Annotated in this window: 14 protein-coding genes; 10 read left to right on the forward strand and 4 right to left on the reverse strand. The window is 41.9% G+C overall.

What is annotated here, in order from left to right; all coding sequences use genetic code 11:
* Window positions 1-14: 14 nt before the first annotated feature.
* Entirely contained in the window at window positions 15-2,120 is a 2,106-nt protein-coding gene (locus J8Z24_RS19040) for a winged helix-turn-helix domain-containing protein (RefSeq protein ID WP_252096015.1), read from the reverse strand.
* 99 nt (window positions 2,121-2,219) lie between these two features.
* Here J8Z24_RS19040 and J8Z24_RS19045 point away from each other — a divergent pair, with 99 nt between their 5' ends.
* Both J8Z24_RS19045 and J8Z24_RS19050 read left to right on the forward strand, forming a co-directional pair.
* Window positions 2,220-3,101: a TonB-dependent receptor plug domain-containing protein gene (locus J8Z24_RS19045; protein ID WP_252096016.1), complete on the forward strand. Its 882-nt coding sequence runs from the start codon at window positions 2,220-2,222 to the stop codon at window positions 3,099-3,101.
* A complete protein-coding gene (locus J8Z24_RS19050) occupies window positions 2,999-4,819 on the forward strand; it encodes a TonB-dependent receptor (protein WP_252096017.1) in 1,821 nt (606 codons plus the stop codon). Before J8Z24_RS19045 ends, J8Z24_RS19050 begins: the two co-directional genes overlap by 103 nt.
* Here J8Z24_RS19050 and J8Z24_RS19055 read toward each other — a convergent pair.
* Window positions 4,802-5,707 carry a LysR family transcriptional regulator gene (locus tag J8Z24_RS19055; protein ID WP_125251738.1) on the reverse strand — a complete coding sequence of 302 codons (906 nt, stop codon included), beginning with the start codon at window positions 5,705-5,707 and terminating at the stop codon, window positions 4,802-4,804. The two genes, J8Z24_RS19050 and J8Z24_RS19055, sit on opposite strands and share 18 nt — an antisense overlap.
* A 95-nt stretch (window positions 5,708-5,802) precedes the next feature.
* Here J8Z24_RS19055 and J8Z24_RS19060 point away from each other — a divergent pair, with 95 nt between their 5' ends.
* The 3 genes from J8Z24_RS19060 to J8Z24_RS19070 all read left to right on the forward strand — a co-directional run bounded on the left by J8Z24_RS19060 (window position 5,803) and on the right by J8Z24_RS19070 (window position 8,886).
* The gene (locus tag J8Z24_RS19060) at window positions 5,803-6,108 is read left to right on the forward strand and encodes a GFA family protein (RefSeq protein ID WP_252096018.1); all 306 of its coding nucleotides are present in this window, start codon (window positions 5,803-5,805) and stop codon (window positions 6,106-6,108) included.
* Between the two features lie 117 nt (window positions 6,109-6,225).
* Window positions 6,226-8,280: a S9 family peptidase gene (locus J8Z24_RS19065; RefSeq protein ID WP_128730811.1), complete on the forward strand. Its 2,055-nt coding sequence runs from the start codon at window positions 6,226-6,228 to the stop codon at window positions 8,278-8,280.
* Window positions 8,281-8,340: 60 nt separating this feature from the next.
* The gene (locus tag J8Z24_RS19070; protein ID WP_252096019.1) at window positions 8,341-8,886 is read left to right on the forward strand and encodes a GNAT family N-acetyltransferase; all 546 of its coding nucleotides are present in this window, start codon (window positions 8,341-8,343) and stop codon (window positions 8,884-8,886) included.
* Between the two features lie 35 nt (window positions 8,887-8,921).
* Here J8Z24_RS19070 and J8Z24_RS19075 read toward each other — a convergent pair whose 3' ends face one another.
* The gene (locus tag J8Z24_RS19075) at window positions 8,922-9,134 is read right to left on the reverse strand and encodes a TIGR03643 family protein (RefSeq protein ID WP_211091699.1); all 213 of its coding nucleotides are present in this window, start codon (window positions 9,132-9,134) and stop codon (window positions 8,922-8,924) included.
* Between the two features lie 375 nt (window positions 9,135-9,509).
* Window positions 9,510-10,391: a LysR family transcriptional regulator gene (locus J8Z24_RS19080; protein ID WP_125251743.1), complete on the reverse strand. Its 882-nt coding sequence runs from the start codon at window positions 10,389-10,391 to the stop codon at window positions 9,510-9,512.
* Between the two features lie 124 nt (window positions 10,392-10,515).
* Here J8Z24_RS19080 and J8Z24_RS19085 point away from each other — a divergent pair, with 124 nt between their 5' ends.
* The 5 genes from J8Z24_RS19085 (at window position 10,516) to J8Z24_RS19105 (ending at window position 15,804) form a co-directional block, all read left to right on the forward strand.
* The gene (locus J8Z24_RS19085) at window positions 10,516-11,130 is read left to right on the forward strand and encodes a glutathione S-transferase family protein (RefSeq protein WP_252095646.1); all 615 of its coding nucleotides are present in this window, start codon (window positions 10,516-10,518) and stop codon (window positions 11,128-11,130) included.
* Window positions 11,131-11,137: 7 nt separating this feature from the next.
* The gene (locus J8Z24_RS19090; RefSeq protein ID WP_125251745.1) at window positions 11,138-11,506 is read left to right on the forward strand and encodes a nuclear transport factor 2 family protein; all 369 of its coding nucleotides are present in this window, start codon (window positions 11,138-11,140) and stop codon (window positions 11,504-11,506) included.
* A gap of 10 nt (window positions 11,507-11,516) precedes the next feature.
* Window positions 11,517-11,729, forward strand: coding sequence for a tautomerase family protein (locus tag J8Z24_RS19095; protein WP_252095647.1), 213 nt, complete (start codon window positions 11,517-11,519; stop codon window positions 11,727-11,729).
* A gap of 256 nt (window positions 11,730-11,985) precedes the next feature.
* A complete protein-coding gene (locus J8Z24_RS19100) occupies window positions 11,986-12,432 on the forward strand; it encodes an Hsp20 family protein (RefSeq protein ID WP_176032026.1) in 447 nt (148 codons plus the stop codon).
* A 288-nt stretch (window positions 12,433-12,720) separates the two neighbouring features.
* Window positions 12,721-15,804, forward strand: a complete 3,084-nt coding sequence (locus tag J8Z24_RS19105) for an Ig-like domain-containing protein (protein WP_252095648.1) — start codon at window positions 12,721-12,723, stop codon at window positions 15,802-15,804.
* The last annotated feature ends 2 nt before the right edge of the window (window positions 15,805-15,806 follow it).

Consider the following 15,806-nt stretch of genomic DNA (forward strand, 5'->3'; position numbering starts at 1 on the left):
CAACATTAATGTCTTCACCTGTTACCGTACTCCAATAACACGATGTCGCTTTCATAGTTGTTGATCCGATTGAATATTACGTGCCTGCCATCAAAGCTTGCTAGTATCTGTAGCTCGCTAACCCCTGCATAAAGGTGTAATCCAATAGGTTGAATTTCTTCAACCTTATTTTCACTACTTAAATAGCGGTAAAGCACCAATTGATGACCTCTTTTTAGTACAAAGTAAATTCCATCTCTATAAACCGCCGGTTGGTAGAGCGATAAAGATCCGCGTAACTGCTCAATATCAAATATCTCAGCGAGTGCCGTAATTAGGTATTCCCTAACTTGTTCTTTATACCCTACAAAACTAGAATTCTTATGAGTAAGAGGTAGATCAGGGAAATAAGTCGCCAAGGGCTGTTGCTCACTGCGCCCTTGAGATACGGTAAATTGCCATGCCTGCCATTTTGCTTCCATAGCAGGCTTCGCTCGATAATACAGCTTTCTACCATCCTGTGACCAATGCAAATCAGCAATTTCGGTAAAGTTATCAACTACTTTTTTAACTTCTTTAATAAAAGAGCTGATTAAATACACTTTATGCGACTTTGATAATACAGCGAGATACTCGTTATTAGGCGAAAGTAATAACAGAATAGGCACTTCCCCCTGGGGCATGGTTCCAAGCAAACTAGACGTTGGTCGAAAAGCATGTTTATGCCACAACTCAAATTGTGGCGCATCATTATTTTTGGTTGTCACCGAAGCATACACAAAATGCGCACCATCACCAGATAAAGCAGCAAGTAAATCCATCCTTGCGGGCGACGTTAACTGCTTTTGCGCCGCTTTGTTTCGTGAGTCTACGTCAAGCTGATAATAGTTTATCTCAGCTACCCCCTCAGTGTGCGCCGAAACACGTAACTGCGCATTTACATCAATTTCAGATATCACGCCAAATCCAGAGTATAAAACCTGTTGAACGCGACCTTTAAGTACACTCAAGTTTTGTTTGGCAAGCATGATAGTATCGTCCTGATACCCATGGCTCAGCGCGGAAAAAGACTGTTTAGAGAGCGTGATTTTTTGGTTTTCAGACTCTGTAAGTTGATTTAGGTTGAGCTGATAAACCCCCTGCTCTTTTATCTGATACAACAGCGTTTGTTGATCCACTTGGTAATGTGTTACGTCGCGAATAGGTAACGCAACGATGTTGATCACCATAGGGTTATTGTCTGCAAAAGTAACCTCTACAGATTGCAGATAGGTTCCGGCTTTGTCCCAAGATTTAGTGATAAAATGGCCTGCTCGATATTCAAACCAAGGCGCTGAGTCTTGTGCACTATTACAATTGCCAAGCACGCTATCGCGCGCGAGTCGCCACATTTCTATTGGGCCTTTGACGTGTAACGCCCGTACTTCGCAGGAAACCGGATCCGAACGCGAATAAATCAGCCAATTACCATCTAAAGACCAGCTTGCCGACTCTTCACTATACCCACTGTTTTTAATGGTATGGGTTGTTTTGGTCTCAAGATCATAGACTGCAAGATCAAACTGATCAGCGCCCTCTGCTAAATAGCTGTATGCCAAATATTTACCATTTGGAGAAAAGCTAACAAACACTTCAGCACCCGGGGAGGACGTGATCCGAGTAGCAGAGACTGGATCTTGTTGCACGTCACTTTGCCACTGCTCAGCGATGAATAACGCAAGTACAGTTACCAGTAAACCAATAAAAAATCCGAGCAAAGCAAACTGTACACCGCGCCCACGAGACAGCTCCTCTATTTGCTCAAGTAACGTCGGGGCTTTTTCAATTTGCGCAATACACTGATAACCTAGGCGCGGTACTGTTTTAATTATTTTTGACTCGCTTGAGCTGTCACCAAGCAGCTTACGTAGCTGTACCACCAGCTGGCTCACAGAATTATCACTGACAATAGTACCCGGCCACACCGTGTCTAAAATGACTTCCCGACTGACCGCCTGCCCCTTATTGGCAATCAACAGACGCAATAGTTCAGCATGCTTCGCTTCGATGCTTCTCCAAGAACCGTCAACACATACAGATAAATTACTCAGGTCAACAAGTATCTCATTGATTAAAAAACGTTTATCTAAGCTTTCAATCATCAACCACTAAAAATTTGTGAAACTATGGTTAGGCTCGTAATAAAAGCGTATTATGAGCATTAACTAAAGGTAACTTACTCGTATTATAAGTTGAGCACAATGTCAGCATCTCTCATCCGAACCGTTTCTTGTTGTGTATTATTTATTACAACTGCAAGTGATGCCGTTGAGCAAAATCAGGCTGCTGAAAACTCCATAGAACGCATCGAAATTCGTGCCTTCCATGACAGCGTTGTCAAGTCTCTCAGTAATAAACGCCACAATCAACAAGTTTCAGATACGATCAGTGCTGAAGACATCGGGAAGTTTCCGGATAAAAACGTCGCAGAGGCGCTGCAACGGATCACTGGTATCTCACTCTCTCGAGCACAAGGTGAAGGTGAACGGATCGGCGTGCGCGGCACAACCCCTGAGCAAAATAGAACCTATTTGAATGGCCAATATCTCGCCTCGGCTGACTGGTGGATCTCAAGTCAGCCAAGCCGAGGTTTTAACTTTATCTTATTACCCAGTGAAATCGTTTCCAGCCTAGAGGTATTCAAGACACCACAAGCTATGCAGGATGAAGGCTCACTAGGTGGCGCAATCAATATAAAAACCCGCGACCCTCTGTTTACACCTTCAGGCTATGGCGTTACAACAGCCCAATTCCAATACAGTGACTTAAGCGATAAACTCGACCCACAACTATCTGCAATTTACAACTACCATAGCAAAAGTGGCGATTATGCAGTGCTTTTTACTGCGACACGACGAGATCGCAGCCTCAGGCGCGACGGCTTAGAATCTTGGGGATGGCACGATAGGACGTTATACCAAGGTAATAATGATACTTGGTATGCCACCCAGCAGAGCCCACAAAATAAAAGCCAGACGTTATGGTTTCCAGGGGGGGGGGATCTGCGATTTTTCAGCAGCAAAGAGAGTTGCACGCTTATACAGTCAATGCCGCGTTCCAGCTTTCCCCGCGGCTTCGATTAAATAGTCACTTACTTTATTCTCATCTAAACGCAGACAATAACAATCAAAACTTTCTCTGGCAAAGTGCAAAGTCTATTGACCTAGGCGGCGGGGTAACCGATTTACACGTACAAGATGGTACTTTGGTGAGCGGCCATTATTTACCCACAGCTGCACTGTTCAATACCAGCATGGAAGCCATTTGGCGAGACTCGCAGGTCAGCACAAAAAGTGCCCACCTAGACTTGGTCTATGATGGCATTTATTGGTCAAGCCAGTTTCAAGTCGGTCTAAGCCAAGGTTCAGGCGGTACCAAAGAAGACGTCACCTCACAATTTTCTGCTAACACCCAGTTTCATGTTGATACATCAATGCGAAAAAACATCGTTACAAGTTATGGTATTTCACCGTTAGATGCACCTAGCTGGTTTATCACCGAAGCTCGAAATGACAGCCAAGATGGCAAAGATAAATCATACTTCGCGCAAGCTGATTTTGCGTACGATATCGACTTTAAACAGCTCGACGCGATTAAATTTGGTGTTAAATTCAAAGACCATCAACGAGACTTTTTGCGCTATCGCTCCAAAGATGGAGGGCTTGATGGTCTAGCCGGTGAGCTTGGCACTACCCTGGCCGCCTATCCGGGCACTTTTGTGGATGATTATTTGCGCGGCGTAGGTAGTGACAACACTTTAAAAAAGTACAGTTTTGCAGATATTGCACTGCTTGCCAAAGACTTTAATACGCTCAATTTTGAACAAGAAATAGAAAAAGCCAGTCGTTTTCATATTACAGAAAAAACCGCCGCTGCTTACGGTCAAATGCAACTCGCTGGTGAATCCTATGCTGCCAACATTGGGGTTCGAGTGGTCAAAACCTTTCAAGACTCTGGCGCATTTAAGCGTGTCGCCTCCCCCATCGATGCGCCAGACAGCTATATTTGGCATGAAGAATCTCGGGATTACAGCGATATTCTACCCAGTGCCAATATCAAGTTTGACTTAAGCGAGAGCCTAATTAGCCGTTTTTCCATTGCACGCGTCATGTCACGAGCGCAATTTCACCATCTTATGCCCTCCACCAATTACAACGTGACGCAAGCTCAAGGACAAGGTGGTAACGCCAATCTAGATCCATATAGAGCAGCGCAATTTGATGTCAGCCTTGAGTGGTACTTTGACGATGCTGGGCTCGCCTCAATCGCGCTATTTAACAAAGAGGTGGAATCCTTTATTGAGTTTGAACGAAAACTTGAGCGTCATGAAGGCATTTTAATGTCTATCGATAGACCCAATAATGGCGCTGGCGGCAGTATCCGTGGCGTTGAACTAAGTTATCAGCAAACACTTGCGTACGGATTTGGGCTAATCGCCAATTACACCTACGTTGATGGAAAACGTGATAACGCTGAAGTTGGCTTACGGGACAAAGTGCCTGGCACCTCTAAACACAGCACTAACCTCACTGCTTACTACGAAAACCACCAATTTAGCGTACGGCTTAGCTATAATTATCGAACTCAGTTTGCCACCGGTGTAGGCGAGACCATGATGGATAATTACGGCCAATTGGACGGCAGCCTCACGGTGAAACTAAGTGATAATCTCGATGCACAATTTGAGTTTATTAATTTAACCGACGAACAGATCTATACCTATGATCGCAACGAGTACGCACCAACCGGAGTATATGTTAACGGCCGACGTTACTATGCGGGATTAAGATATCAGTTCTGATCGCGATGATAATCGTTCCTGCACAAACCCTAAAAATAAATCCAATTTAGCGGAATGCTCTCGCTTCACTTTATAAATGGCATGCAAAGGAACTTGTGGTCTATGTAGTTCAGTAAATAGTTCAACCAAGGCTCCTGAGTCTATATCTTTTTGACAAAAATAAGACGGCAGTATGGCAATTCCTAAACCAGCCAATACTGCCTCTCTAATATGAAAACGGCTGTTTGCTATTAGGTTACCTTGAAGCGGATAACTCTTAGTACCATCATGCCAGCTATCCTCGACATGATTAAGTTTAGATAACAATATGTTATGGCTACTTAGTTCATCAAGCTGTGCAGGTTTACCACGCGCAGCAAGATAACTAGGAGCAGCAACAAACGTCGCGTTTACGCTAAGCAATTTCAACACATAAAATTGACTATTTTTCAATGCTGCTGAGAACCTAAAAGCCACATCTATCTCGTCTTCGATTAAGTCCTGATTTGCCGCGGTAAACATTAATTCAAGTTTTATTTGTGGATAGCACTTTTGAAAATCGATACAGATTTGGCTCAGAAGCATACGACCAATCGTATTTGGGAAGGTAATTTTTAGATGCCCTGAATGATGCACGCCAACTTGCTCGACCTCCTCTTCTAAATCGCGTAATGCGCGGAGGATCTTTTTTCCTTTCTCGTAAACCAATTTACCCGCATCCGATAATGCAAGTTTGCGTGTTGTGCGATTTAACAATACTTGGTCATACACAGATTCTAACTGTGCAATCGATTTACTCACCGCTGATGTTGTGGTGCCAAGCTGCTCAGCTGCACGACTAAAGGAGTGCTGTTCAGCAACGCAGCAAAATATCTTGAGTAAGTGAAGTTTGTCGTATTCCTTCCTCATTGTTTCTCATTAGGAAAAAGTCTTTGTATTAAATCAATATATATCAACTAAAAATAAAAAGTAAACTTAACACATCAAACAAAAAGGACATCAACATGATCAGCACATCTTGTCACTGTGGACAGATCCACTATCGAATTTTTACCACTGTCACCATCACACAAGCTTCTACGGGTGTACAGTTCGTTAAAGCAAATGGCCTTATCGAAAACTCAAGTCAATCTTTGGAAAGGTTTGTAACTACACGCTCAGAAACACAGTCAATCCGAGAGCATGGTTTTTGTGGGCACTGTGGTGCATCTATCTATATTTTGGATAACCAAGGTTATGTTTCCTATGCGATTAATCACCTTAGTGCATATCAAGTCGAGCACTCAGGTGCGCTGAACTTTGGATTATAAGTGCCACCGCTTCATTTTATCAGCCTTAACCGGCAACTAATCGCAAACATTGGTTTTTATTTTCGTGACAAGTAGAATATCGCAGCTACAACAAGTGAGTAAAATTCAGGATAAATAATGAAACTACTTAAGTCTGCTTTGGCTTTAGCGATGGGCTTTACCAGCGCTGCTAGCCTAGCTAGTGATACTATCACCATTGAAGATATACCTAAGATCCAGTCGGTAAGTTCAACGTCTGTCAGCCCTGATGGAGAGCTTGTTGCTTTTACACGCTCAGTACCACGTGAGCTTTACGTTGACAAAAATGGTACAAACTACAACGAACTTTACGTAGTTGATGACGAAGGTGTTGAGCGCCCATTTATCACCGGAAAAGTCAGTATTTCAAGCATTTCTTGGTCGGCCGATGGTCAATTTATTTATTTCCTTACTAAGAAGAAAGAAGATAAGCAACGTGCGCTTTATCGCATCGCCGTGAACGGTGGTGAAGCACAAAAAGTACTTGCGCTAAAAGGCAGAGGGATCTCTTCATATAACCTAAGTCCTGATGGCAAAAAAGTAGCTGTTCTGGCAATGCCAGCCGCTGAGAAATCAGAAAAAGAGCTGAAAAAACTTGGTTTTATGGCTGAAGTATATGAACTGGGTTTAAAAAACAAACAGCTTCATATTATTGACCTTACGGCTTCTGAAAAACCGCTGACCCCAGCGGCTCTTAATATCGAAGGGTATGTGAGTGAAATCAACTGGGCTGACGATGCCTCAAAGTTGCTCGTTAAAACTCAGCCAACCGCACTTATCGATGATAAGTACATGAAGTCACAATGGCATGTACTTGATGCGAAAACACAAAAAATCACCACTTCGTTCAAAACAGAAGGTAAGCTTGGCACCGCTGAGTTTTCTCATGATGGTAAATACATCGCGATTTTAGGTGCTGAAGATAAGCACGACCCTGCAACTGGTCGCTTATACCTTGCCGATGCACAAAGCGGTAAAGTAGAAGAGTGGATCCCGAACTTTATGGGTCACATTGGTGATTTTGAATGGTCAAACCGTAAGAACCAGCTAACTTTTATTGCAAACGTAGGTGCTGAAAGCTTTGTAGGCCAAATTAAAGTCGGCTCTAAAAAATACAAGAAGCTTATCAAAGAAGGTAAGTTCATCGCATCGAATCTATCTATCTCTGATTCAGACAAAACCATTGCTCTACGTGCAAACACCGCTAAGCACCCAAATGAAGTGTTTATGATCCGCTCAAGTAAAGCAACTCGCCTATCAAACTCTAACCCATGGTTAGATAACAAGCGCTTTGCAAAGCAAGAGGCTATTAACTTTAAAGCCCGCGATGGCGTTGAAATTGGTGGTGTATTAATTTACCCACTGGATTATCAAGAAGGCACCCGCTACCCATTGATAATGTCAGTGCACGGCGGTCCAGAAAGCCATGATAAAAACGGCTGGCTTACCAGCTATTCTGATCCAGGTCAAATGGGCGCGGCACGCGGCTATGCGGTATTCTATCCAAACTATCGTGGATCAACAGGTAAAGGTGTTGATTACTCAAAGCTTGGCCAAGGTGACTACGCAGGTAAAGAGTTTGACGACTTGGTAGACATGAAAGAATACCTAGTCAATACCGGTTTAGTAGACACTAAGCGCGTTGGTATTACTGGCGGCTCTTACGGTGGTTATGCGTCAGCTTGGGGTGCGACAAAATTAACCGAACACTTTGCAGCAAGCGTGATGTTTGTTGGCGTAACCAACCAGCTGTCTAAGTTTGGTACTACCGACATCTCAAACGAAATGTACTTAGTACACGCTCGTTCTTACCCTTGGGATAAGTGGCAGTGGTACTTAGAGCGCAGCCCAATCTACTGGGCAGGCCAGTCTAAAACACCATTACTCATCATGCACGGTAAAGATGACCCACGTGTGCACCCTGCACAATCAATGGAGCTTTATCGCTACATGAAAGTACAAGGTAAAGACGTACGCCTAGTTTACTACCCAGGTGAAGGTCACGGTAACCGCAAAGTAGCTGCACAGTACGACTATAGCTTACGCTTGATGCGGTGGATGGACAACTACCTAATCGAAGGCAAAAAAGACATGCCAGATTACGAAATTGACCATGCAGCAAAGCTAAAAGCAGTTAAAGACGCGAATAAATAAGCAACTCAGTTTGTTGTGAAGGGCGCTAATTTGCGCCCTTTTTTATCAAGGAAAAAGATATTGCAATTAACTTCAATCAAACTCGACACCGAGCGATTCACCCTTAGACCCTTAATCTCACAAGACGCCGAAGCGCTATTTGCCATATTCTCAGACACAGACGTCATGCGATATTGGAACACGCCACCTTGGGATAGCCTCCATGATGCAACGCAATTTATTAAGCAATCACATGAAGATTTGACCACTCAAAAAGCGCTCACATTGGCCATCGTTTCAAAAGGTGATAAAGCATTAATTGGTAAATGTTTACTGTTTAGCTTGGATAAAGAGTCACGTCGAGCCGAGATTGGCTTTGGTATTGCCAAATCTCAATGGGGGCAAGGTGTTATTCCAGAAATTGGCACTGCGCTCATTGACTATGCCTTTTCAACACTAAAGTTAAGACGCATTGAGGCGGAAATTGATCCCGCTAATATTGGCTCAGCCAAAGTACTCGCAAAACTTGGGTTTACTAAAGAGGGACATTTGCGCGCTCGCTGGGAAATCGCTGGCGACGTATCAGATTCTGCGCTTTACGGCTTACTTGCAAGCGACCCTCGGTAAAGAAAAGAGTAAAAATCAAAGGTATGGATACAGAGTTACCTTTGTTTGTATTGGGTTTTGCAATACCCGCGATTGACCGCTTTGCTTCTAAGTTTAACATGCTTGGTGTTGCGCCCACTTACTCGTTGCCGCCAGAGCTTGAAACTACTGGGTTTTAGGCTGCTACGCATTAGCTTGATCACTTCAGGCTCACTCAGTTCAAACTGTCGTTCGATAGCTTCAAATGGCGTTCTATCTTCCCACGCCATTTCTATGATCCTGGAGATTTCTGAGTCACTAAATTGCACTTACTTAATCTTGTTGTCTTTTAATCGGAACCACAGATACGCATCAAGTGTCAAAAAGGATTAAAAATACTTACGGCCAATCAAGATTGCCATCGCAATGCCGATAGGTAAGGTGTACATTATTCACCCAGATGCAACGCCCACCGCTGCACCAATCCCACCCCGATAGCCAGCCCCAAACCTATTTTTCCATTGGTATTTTGCTTATCACATTTCATTGACTGTTCCATCATCCAAACCCGTAGTTATACCAATTTGACTTAATACTCGCTCAATTTGAAGGAGTAAAACTGGCTGCTAGAAAGGCATTAATTATCCGCAGCTTAGGTTATATAGTCAGTGCCCTTCTCGTTTAAACCAAGCCTGTAAAAACTCGATACACTGAAGTACCGCAGCTGGCACAAATTGGCGTGCTGGATATAGCGCATATAAAGTTAACTTAGGCTTTTTTGCATCCTGTAAAATACTCACAACTTCGCCCTTATCAAGCGCTTCCCTGCAAGCAAATTCAGGTAAAAAACCGACGCCCAAGTGGCTTTTAATTGCTTGCAGCATAAAAAGAACATTATTCACTTTAAGAGGGCCTTTTACTCGCACACCGTCGTCTAGTGGCCATAAATTTTTACGTTTTGAATAACTGTATTCAAAACAATTATGATGCACTAAATCCTGTGCTGAATGGATAGCGGAATGACACTCTAAATACTGTTTTGATGCACATACATGATAAGTAAATCGAGTAATTTCCTTACCTATATAGCTTGAGTCAAACGGGCGACTAGAAGCCCGAAAGCCTAAATCGAACCCTTGCTCTACTAAGTCGACATCCTCATCTCCTAAATGTATTTCGAGGTCGACATCTGGATGCGCTTGCATGAAATCAGCAAACATTGCAGCCAAGTCAGTGATCCCAAGCACCATTGGCACATTTACCTTTAACTTGCCTTTGGGTGCTTGCTGTGACTCTTGAACAAAGGTATCTGCGTCTTCTAACTTATTGAGAATATCTTTTGCCCGTTGCAAATAGCCTTCTCCCACGTGCGTAAGCTGCAAATTACGTGTGGTGCGGTGTATAAGCCGCGCGCCAAGCTCAGCTTCTAGTCGGCTGATCTCCTTACTGACCATGGATTTAGACGTATTGTACTGCTCTGCAACACGAGTAAAACTGCGTACCTCAGTCAGTTTTACAAACATTTCTATCGCTCGTAGCTTGTTCATACTTTCCTTGATAATTGTTTCCACTATGTGAACTCTTGGTTCTCATTGTAGCTATATATCAAACATCATCAAGTTTATACACTGAGCATATCTTTTAGCCAAGAAGCAAATAAGGAAAGCAACTATGTATACGTTATATTACCTACCGGGTGCTTGTGCGCTAGCAACACAGGTCATACTAAGAGAATTAAAGCAACCCTTTGAACTTGTTGACAAACGCGGTGTAGATAACTTTTTAGCCATTAACCCAACAGGTAAAGTCCCAGTTCTTAACGATGGCGAAAACACGTTAGTAGAAGGAGCAGCAATCCTACTTTATCTACTCAATAAACACGAAAATAACCTTCTTCCTCAAGCTGATGCTTTTCATAAGCAACAAGCAATAGAAAACCTTCTTTTTGCCAATGCCACGATGCACCCAGCTTACAACCGCCTATTTTTTGCTACAGGTGCAATTGCAGATGAGCGTGCACGTCAGCCATTTTTAGAAGCGGCAGCGATTGCCATCAACGAATTATGGATGTTGGTCGAGAAAAAGCTCGAACAGCAAACATTTTTAGGGGGCGATCAAATTTCCGCTGCGGATATCATGCTGGCTGTATATGCACGTTGGGGAGCCTATTTTCCAGTCGATATTATCATTCCCGAAAAAGTACGAAAGATGTTAGCGGCGGTTGAAGCAAGGCCTAGTTTTACCGCCTCGATAGCGGCAGAGCAAGCACACAGCAAATGCGCATGAGCTTAATATGACTAAGGCTATTTCTAAACAACAAGATTTAGACAAAGTAACCGAGGTTATCCAGCAATATTTTGAAGGGCTACACCAAGGAGATATTAAAAAGCTGGATGTAATTTTTCACGCAGACGCGGTGCTCAAAAGTCCTGGGGTGAGGCGCACTAAATCACAGTGGCTAGATTTGGTTTCATCTCGACAAACACCCAAAAGCCAAAATGCAGCTTTTAATTACCGTATTTTGTCCGTGGATGTTGTAAACCATCAAGCAATGGTCAAGCTGTATTGCCCTCTGTTTGAACATCACTACATCGACTTTATTGGTTTACTTAAAGAAGATGGACAATGGTGTATCGTCAATAAGATGTACGATGACCTGTAGGAGGTAACCTGTGCCAATCATCAATATTAAAATCACCAAGGAAGGCGTTACACCTACTCAGAAACAAGCCTTAATAAAGGGGGCAACTCAGCTTATGGTGGATGTCCTTGATAAAGCGCCGAAAGTTACTTTTGTCGTCATTGAGGAAATTGAAACTGACGACTGGGGGATAGGGTTTGATCAAGTCTCTATGTTGCGACAGCAAACCTTAAGCCCGAAATAATGCACTAAGAAGGAGGCATCAAATGATGCTTCTTTAACCTGCAAAGACATTTTTTTTTTAAAGAACCTTATAAAATTCAGGTAAATAAAAATTTTTTTAAAAAAGTTTCTTGAAAAGTATTTGCTTCGTCCATAAATAGTATTGTGAGGACGCCGACAGGGTCCCAACCCAAACTAAGTAAATGTTTTATATACTATTTATTGGCTTTAATTGAAGCAATAAATAGCTTAATTATCGCTTTATGAGGATACAAATTATGCGTACAGTAGACCTATCTCCACTTTATCGTTCATTCATCGGTTTTGACCATTTAGCACAATTAATGGATGCGGCATCACGCAACGAAAAGCAGCCAAGCTTTCCGCCATATAATATCGAAGCTACCGGTGAAGACAAATACCAAATTACCATGGCTGTTGCTGGATTTACTGAGCAAGAGCTTAGCCTTGAGTCAGAAAACAACACCCTGACAGTCAAGGGTGAAAAGCAAAACAAACAAGACAAAGCCGATCGTAAGTTTATTCACCAAGGTATCGCAGAGCGTAACTTTGAACGTAAATTCCAACTTGGTGACCACGTAAAGGTGATTGGTGCAGGCCTTGAAAACGGCCTACTATTTATTGACCTTGAGCGCGAAATTCCTGAAGCACTCAAGCCAAGAAAGATTGAAATTGGCAAAGGTACACTCATCGAAAATAAATAATCGATTGAGCTCCCCCCTGTTTTTACATGATGTCACGTTTCCAAGTCGCCCTCGGGCGACTTTTTGTTTGCAAATAACTAAAGTAAGCAGTTCAAAACAGCCTTAAAACAAGCAAACATAGTGTCGTGACATACTTATTTTTTAAGAGCTGCTAAAAAGTTAACATTCGCTTTCTCCATACCCTTCCCTAATTCAGTTACAGAATAAAGCAAATTATGCTAACCTTGTTTATGTCACCTATCGCCAGTATCAAAGTACATTGATAGTATAATAGTTTAAAGGAATAGCATGAAATTTATCATCACGTCTACACTTCTCACCTTGCTATTAGCAACCCAACAATCACAGGCTCACGTCGAGAAGATAAAGCATTTCTCAAGCTTTAGAGACTTGAGTAATATCAGAATCATCGATGTTGATAATGATAATAAAAAAGACATCGTTACAATGATTAATAACGACAAGCAACGATTGTATATTGTAAATACACCTTCTGAAAATGAAAGTATAAAAACAACACTGACTGATTCAATAAAACTCGAGAGCGACAATGAATCAATAGATTCTTTTGAAATTTATTATGATAGACGATCTGATAATCACTTTGCTGTTGTTATAAGCCAGGCACAAAACGTACACCTTCTCAATTTAACTGCTAGAAAATATGTAAAAGCGCTCCCAAATGTAACCGCTGATATCGTTAAATTTAAAGACATAGATAACGATGGTGACGTCGAAATCCTGCTGATAAATGAAAGCAGTATGTCTACGCTCGACATGCACACACTAGAAACCAAAGCGCACTACAACTTACCACACTCTGACTTTGTTGTTGGGAAGTTTACCAATCATCTGTTTAATGAAATGCTGACATGGGACGGTAAAATCTACCGAATTCAAGATAGTGAAATGAATCAAGTTGGCACGCTTGCGGTAACAGGCACTTATTTATTTACTAAAGATATAAACGATGATGGAACAGATGAAGTAGTTAGTGAGGACTGTACTATCGACGTAAAAAATGGCAGTGTTATTTGGCCTGTAGGGAATTCTCTAGAAAATTGTAATCAGGAGCCTGGCTATTCAAAGTATGGCCGAGCATCAAAGTTCAACAACACTTTATATCAACTTAATACGAAAATTATTAACGGTTACGATTTTCCCTATAATCATTACCTTTTAGATATTGAATACTATGATTACCTAACTCGAGAAAAAGAGGTTATCGGTAAAAGTTTCACAGAAGGAGGTGGAGATTATCAACCTAAAATCTATCACCATATCTATAGCTATTTAGACTTGTATGGTGATGAGCAAAAAGAAAAGATTGAGCAAAATACTAAACTTCACGTCGAAGAAGTTTTATTTGGTGAAATAACTGAACTGGGATTCAATGGTGATGTGTATTTAGCCAACCAAGATGGTGAATTAAGGATTATTGATGTAAATAAAAAGATTTCAGCAGGCGCTTACCCCTGGAAATCACCGTACCCACCGTTTATATTCCAAGATATTGTAACATTCAGCAATATATCCCCTATCACGCAAAGTGAATTATGGGCAAAAGAAATTGCTGGTAAAGACACTACGCAACGGTCAGTGTTGAGAAAAATTTCTGTTGATTCTTTTGGAAGCAACCTTGTTGATAAAATTGTATATCAGACCAGAGGTGAACCATATGACGAATATATTTATAAAACTAAAATAATGAATATGGATGGCTCGTCATACACAACAAAACCTATTCTTGGATATTTTCAGTTCTTGGGTGATATTGATGGTGATAATAATCCTGAGTATCTTCGCCAAAATAATCACTTAATACTTGACATTACAAGGCCATTCGAAATCAAAGACTTTAATAGTGACGTGGCTAAATATAGCATTTCACTGGTTGCTGAGCCCAACTACAAAACAGGATTAACAGCATCAATAGACTTTGATGGTGATGGTGTTAAAGAGTTAGTATTCAAACATGAAAATCAAACGACAATTTATAATCTTGTTCAAAACAGCCACTCATCACTTGACCTCGGCGATCTTAAATCACTCCACACGTTTACCAATAACGAGATAGAAAAGCTTTACGTGACGACGCAAAATGGCACTTTGCAGTCCATTTCAGCACAAGGAAGCAAACAAGAAATCACGACCTTATGTACATCGTCGAAATTAATTGATATAGAACAACACCCTGACGGCCAACTCCATGTTACCTGTGAAAATGAGTTGGGTACCTTTAATTTGGCTAGCCAACAATATAGTAAGCTGGTAAGCCTTGATGTGGCTGCAAGCCATGCAGATATTAAAGTAATCGGTCAGGATACTTATTGGCTAGTACGACATGCTAATGGCAGAGAATTATATAAAATTTCAGAAAGTACTGAGCTGCCTTTTCAGCTAAGTGCAGCTGAGTTTAATACCAACAAATTTACCCCCGTGAATTTTGCTTTGTTAGATGAAAAAGATGCTTTTAACTATCGCTTTTATATTTCTAAAGCACCGAGCAAAGGCAATATCTCCTTCTCTGATAGAACGCTGGGTCATTTCAACTATACACCCACAACAGGCGAAGTCGGACTAGACCAGTTTGAACTTTCTATGAGTGTTGGAGGTAAAGCTACCGAAAGCGTCTTAGTCTCTATTAATATTGAAGGAACTCCACTTCTTATTGAATCTAGTTCACTTTCTGCCCACTGGCGTACTCCGCTTAATGGCACATTGTCATTATCAGGCATAGACGAAAATACTGTTCTTCAGTTCGGAGTGACTAGCACACCGGCTTCAGGTGAGTTTGTATTCAGTAATACAGCAACGGGGGAATTTACATATACACCATCGACTTCAACGTTAGAGCCTGCAATGCTTACCGTGAATGTGAGTAATGAGCATGGTCTATACATTGAGAAAGTCATCACTGTAAACCATACGAATACGACGCCGCAGGCACCACCAGTCGAATTCGAGGTCAATCAATCTGGAGTGGCTGACATCCCGCTTTTGGCTAAGGATGCTGATTCAGACCCACTTACTTACGAATTGCTCTCACAACCAGATAAAGGTGCGGTCGAGATAAATAGTAATACGGGGCTGATGTCTTACACCCCAGAAAATGATGCTACTTATGAAGTAAACTTTCAGTATCGAGTGTTTGATGGCATGAGTTATTCAGAGCCAAGCAATGTTATCCTTAACGTCAACACGACAAAAGCTGGCGTCAACAAAGACAATACAGATAAAGAGTCAGGGGTCACTGAACCAAAGAGCAAAAGTGGCGGAAGCATGCCTATCTACCTGCTCTCTCTGCTGATGCTGGTAGGGTTCTTCCGCAAAGTGAGAGTCTGCGTTACTGCTCCCAATTCAACATTGTAATA

The sequence above is a fragment of the Pseudoalteromonas sp. SCSIO 43201 genome (assembly GCF_023716725.1).
Taxonomy (GTDB): domain Bacteria; phylum Pseudomonadota; class Gammaproteobacteria; order Enterobacterales; family Alteromonadaceae; genus Pseudoalteromonas; species Pseudoalteromonas peptidolytica.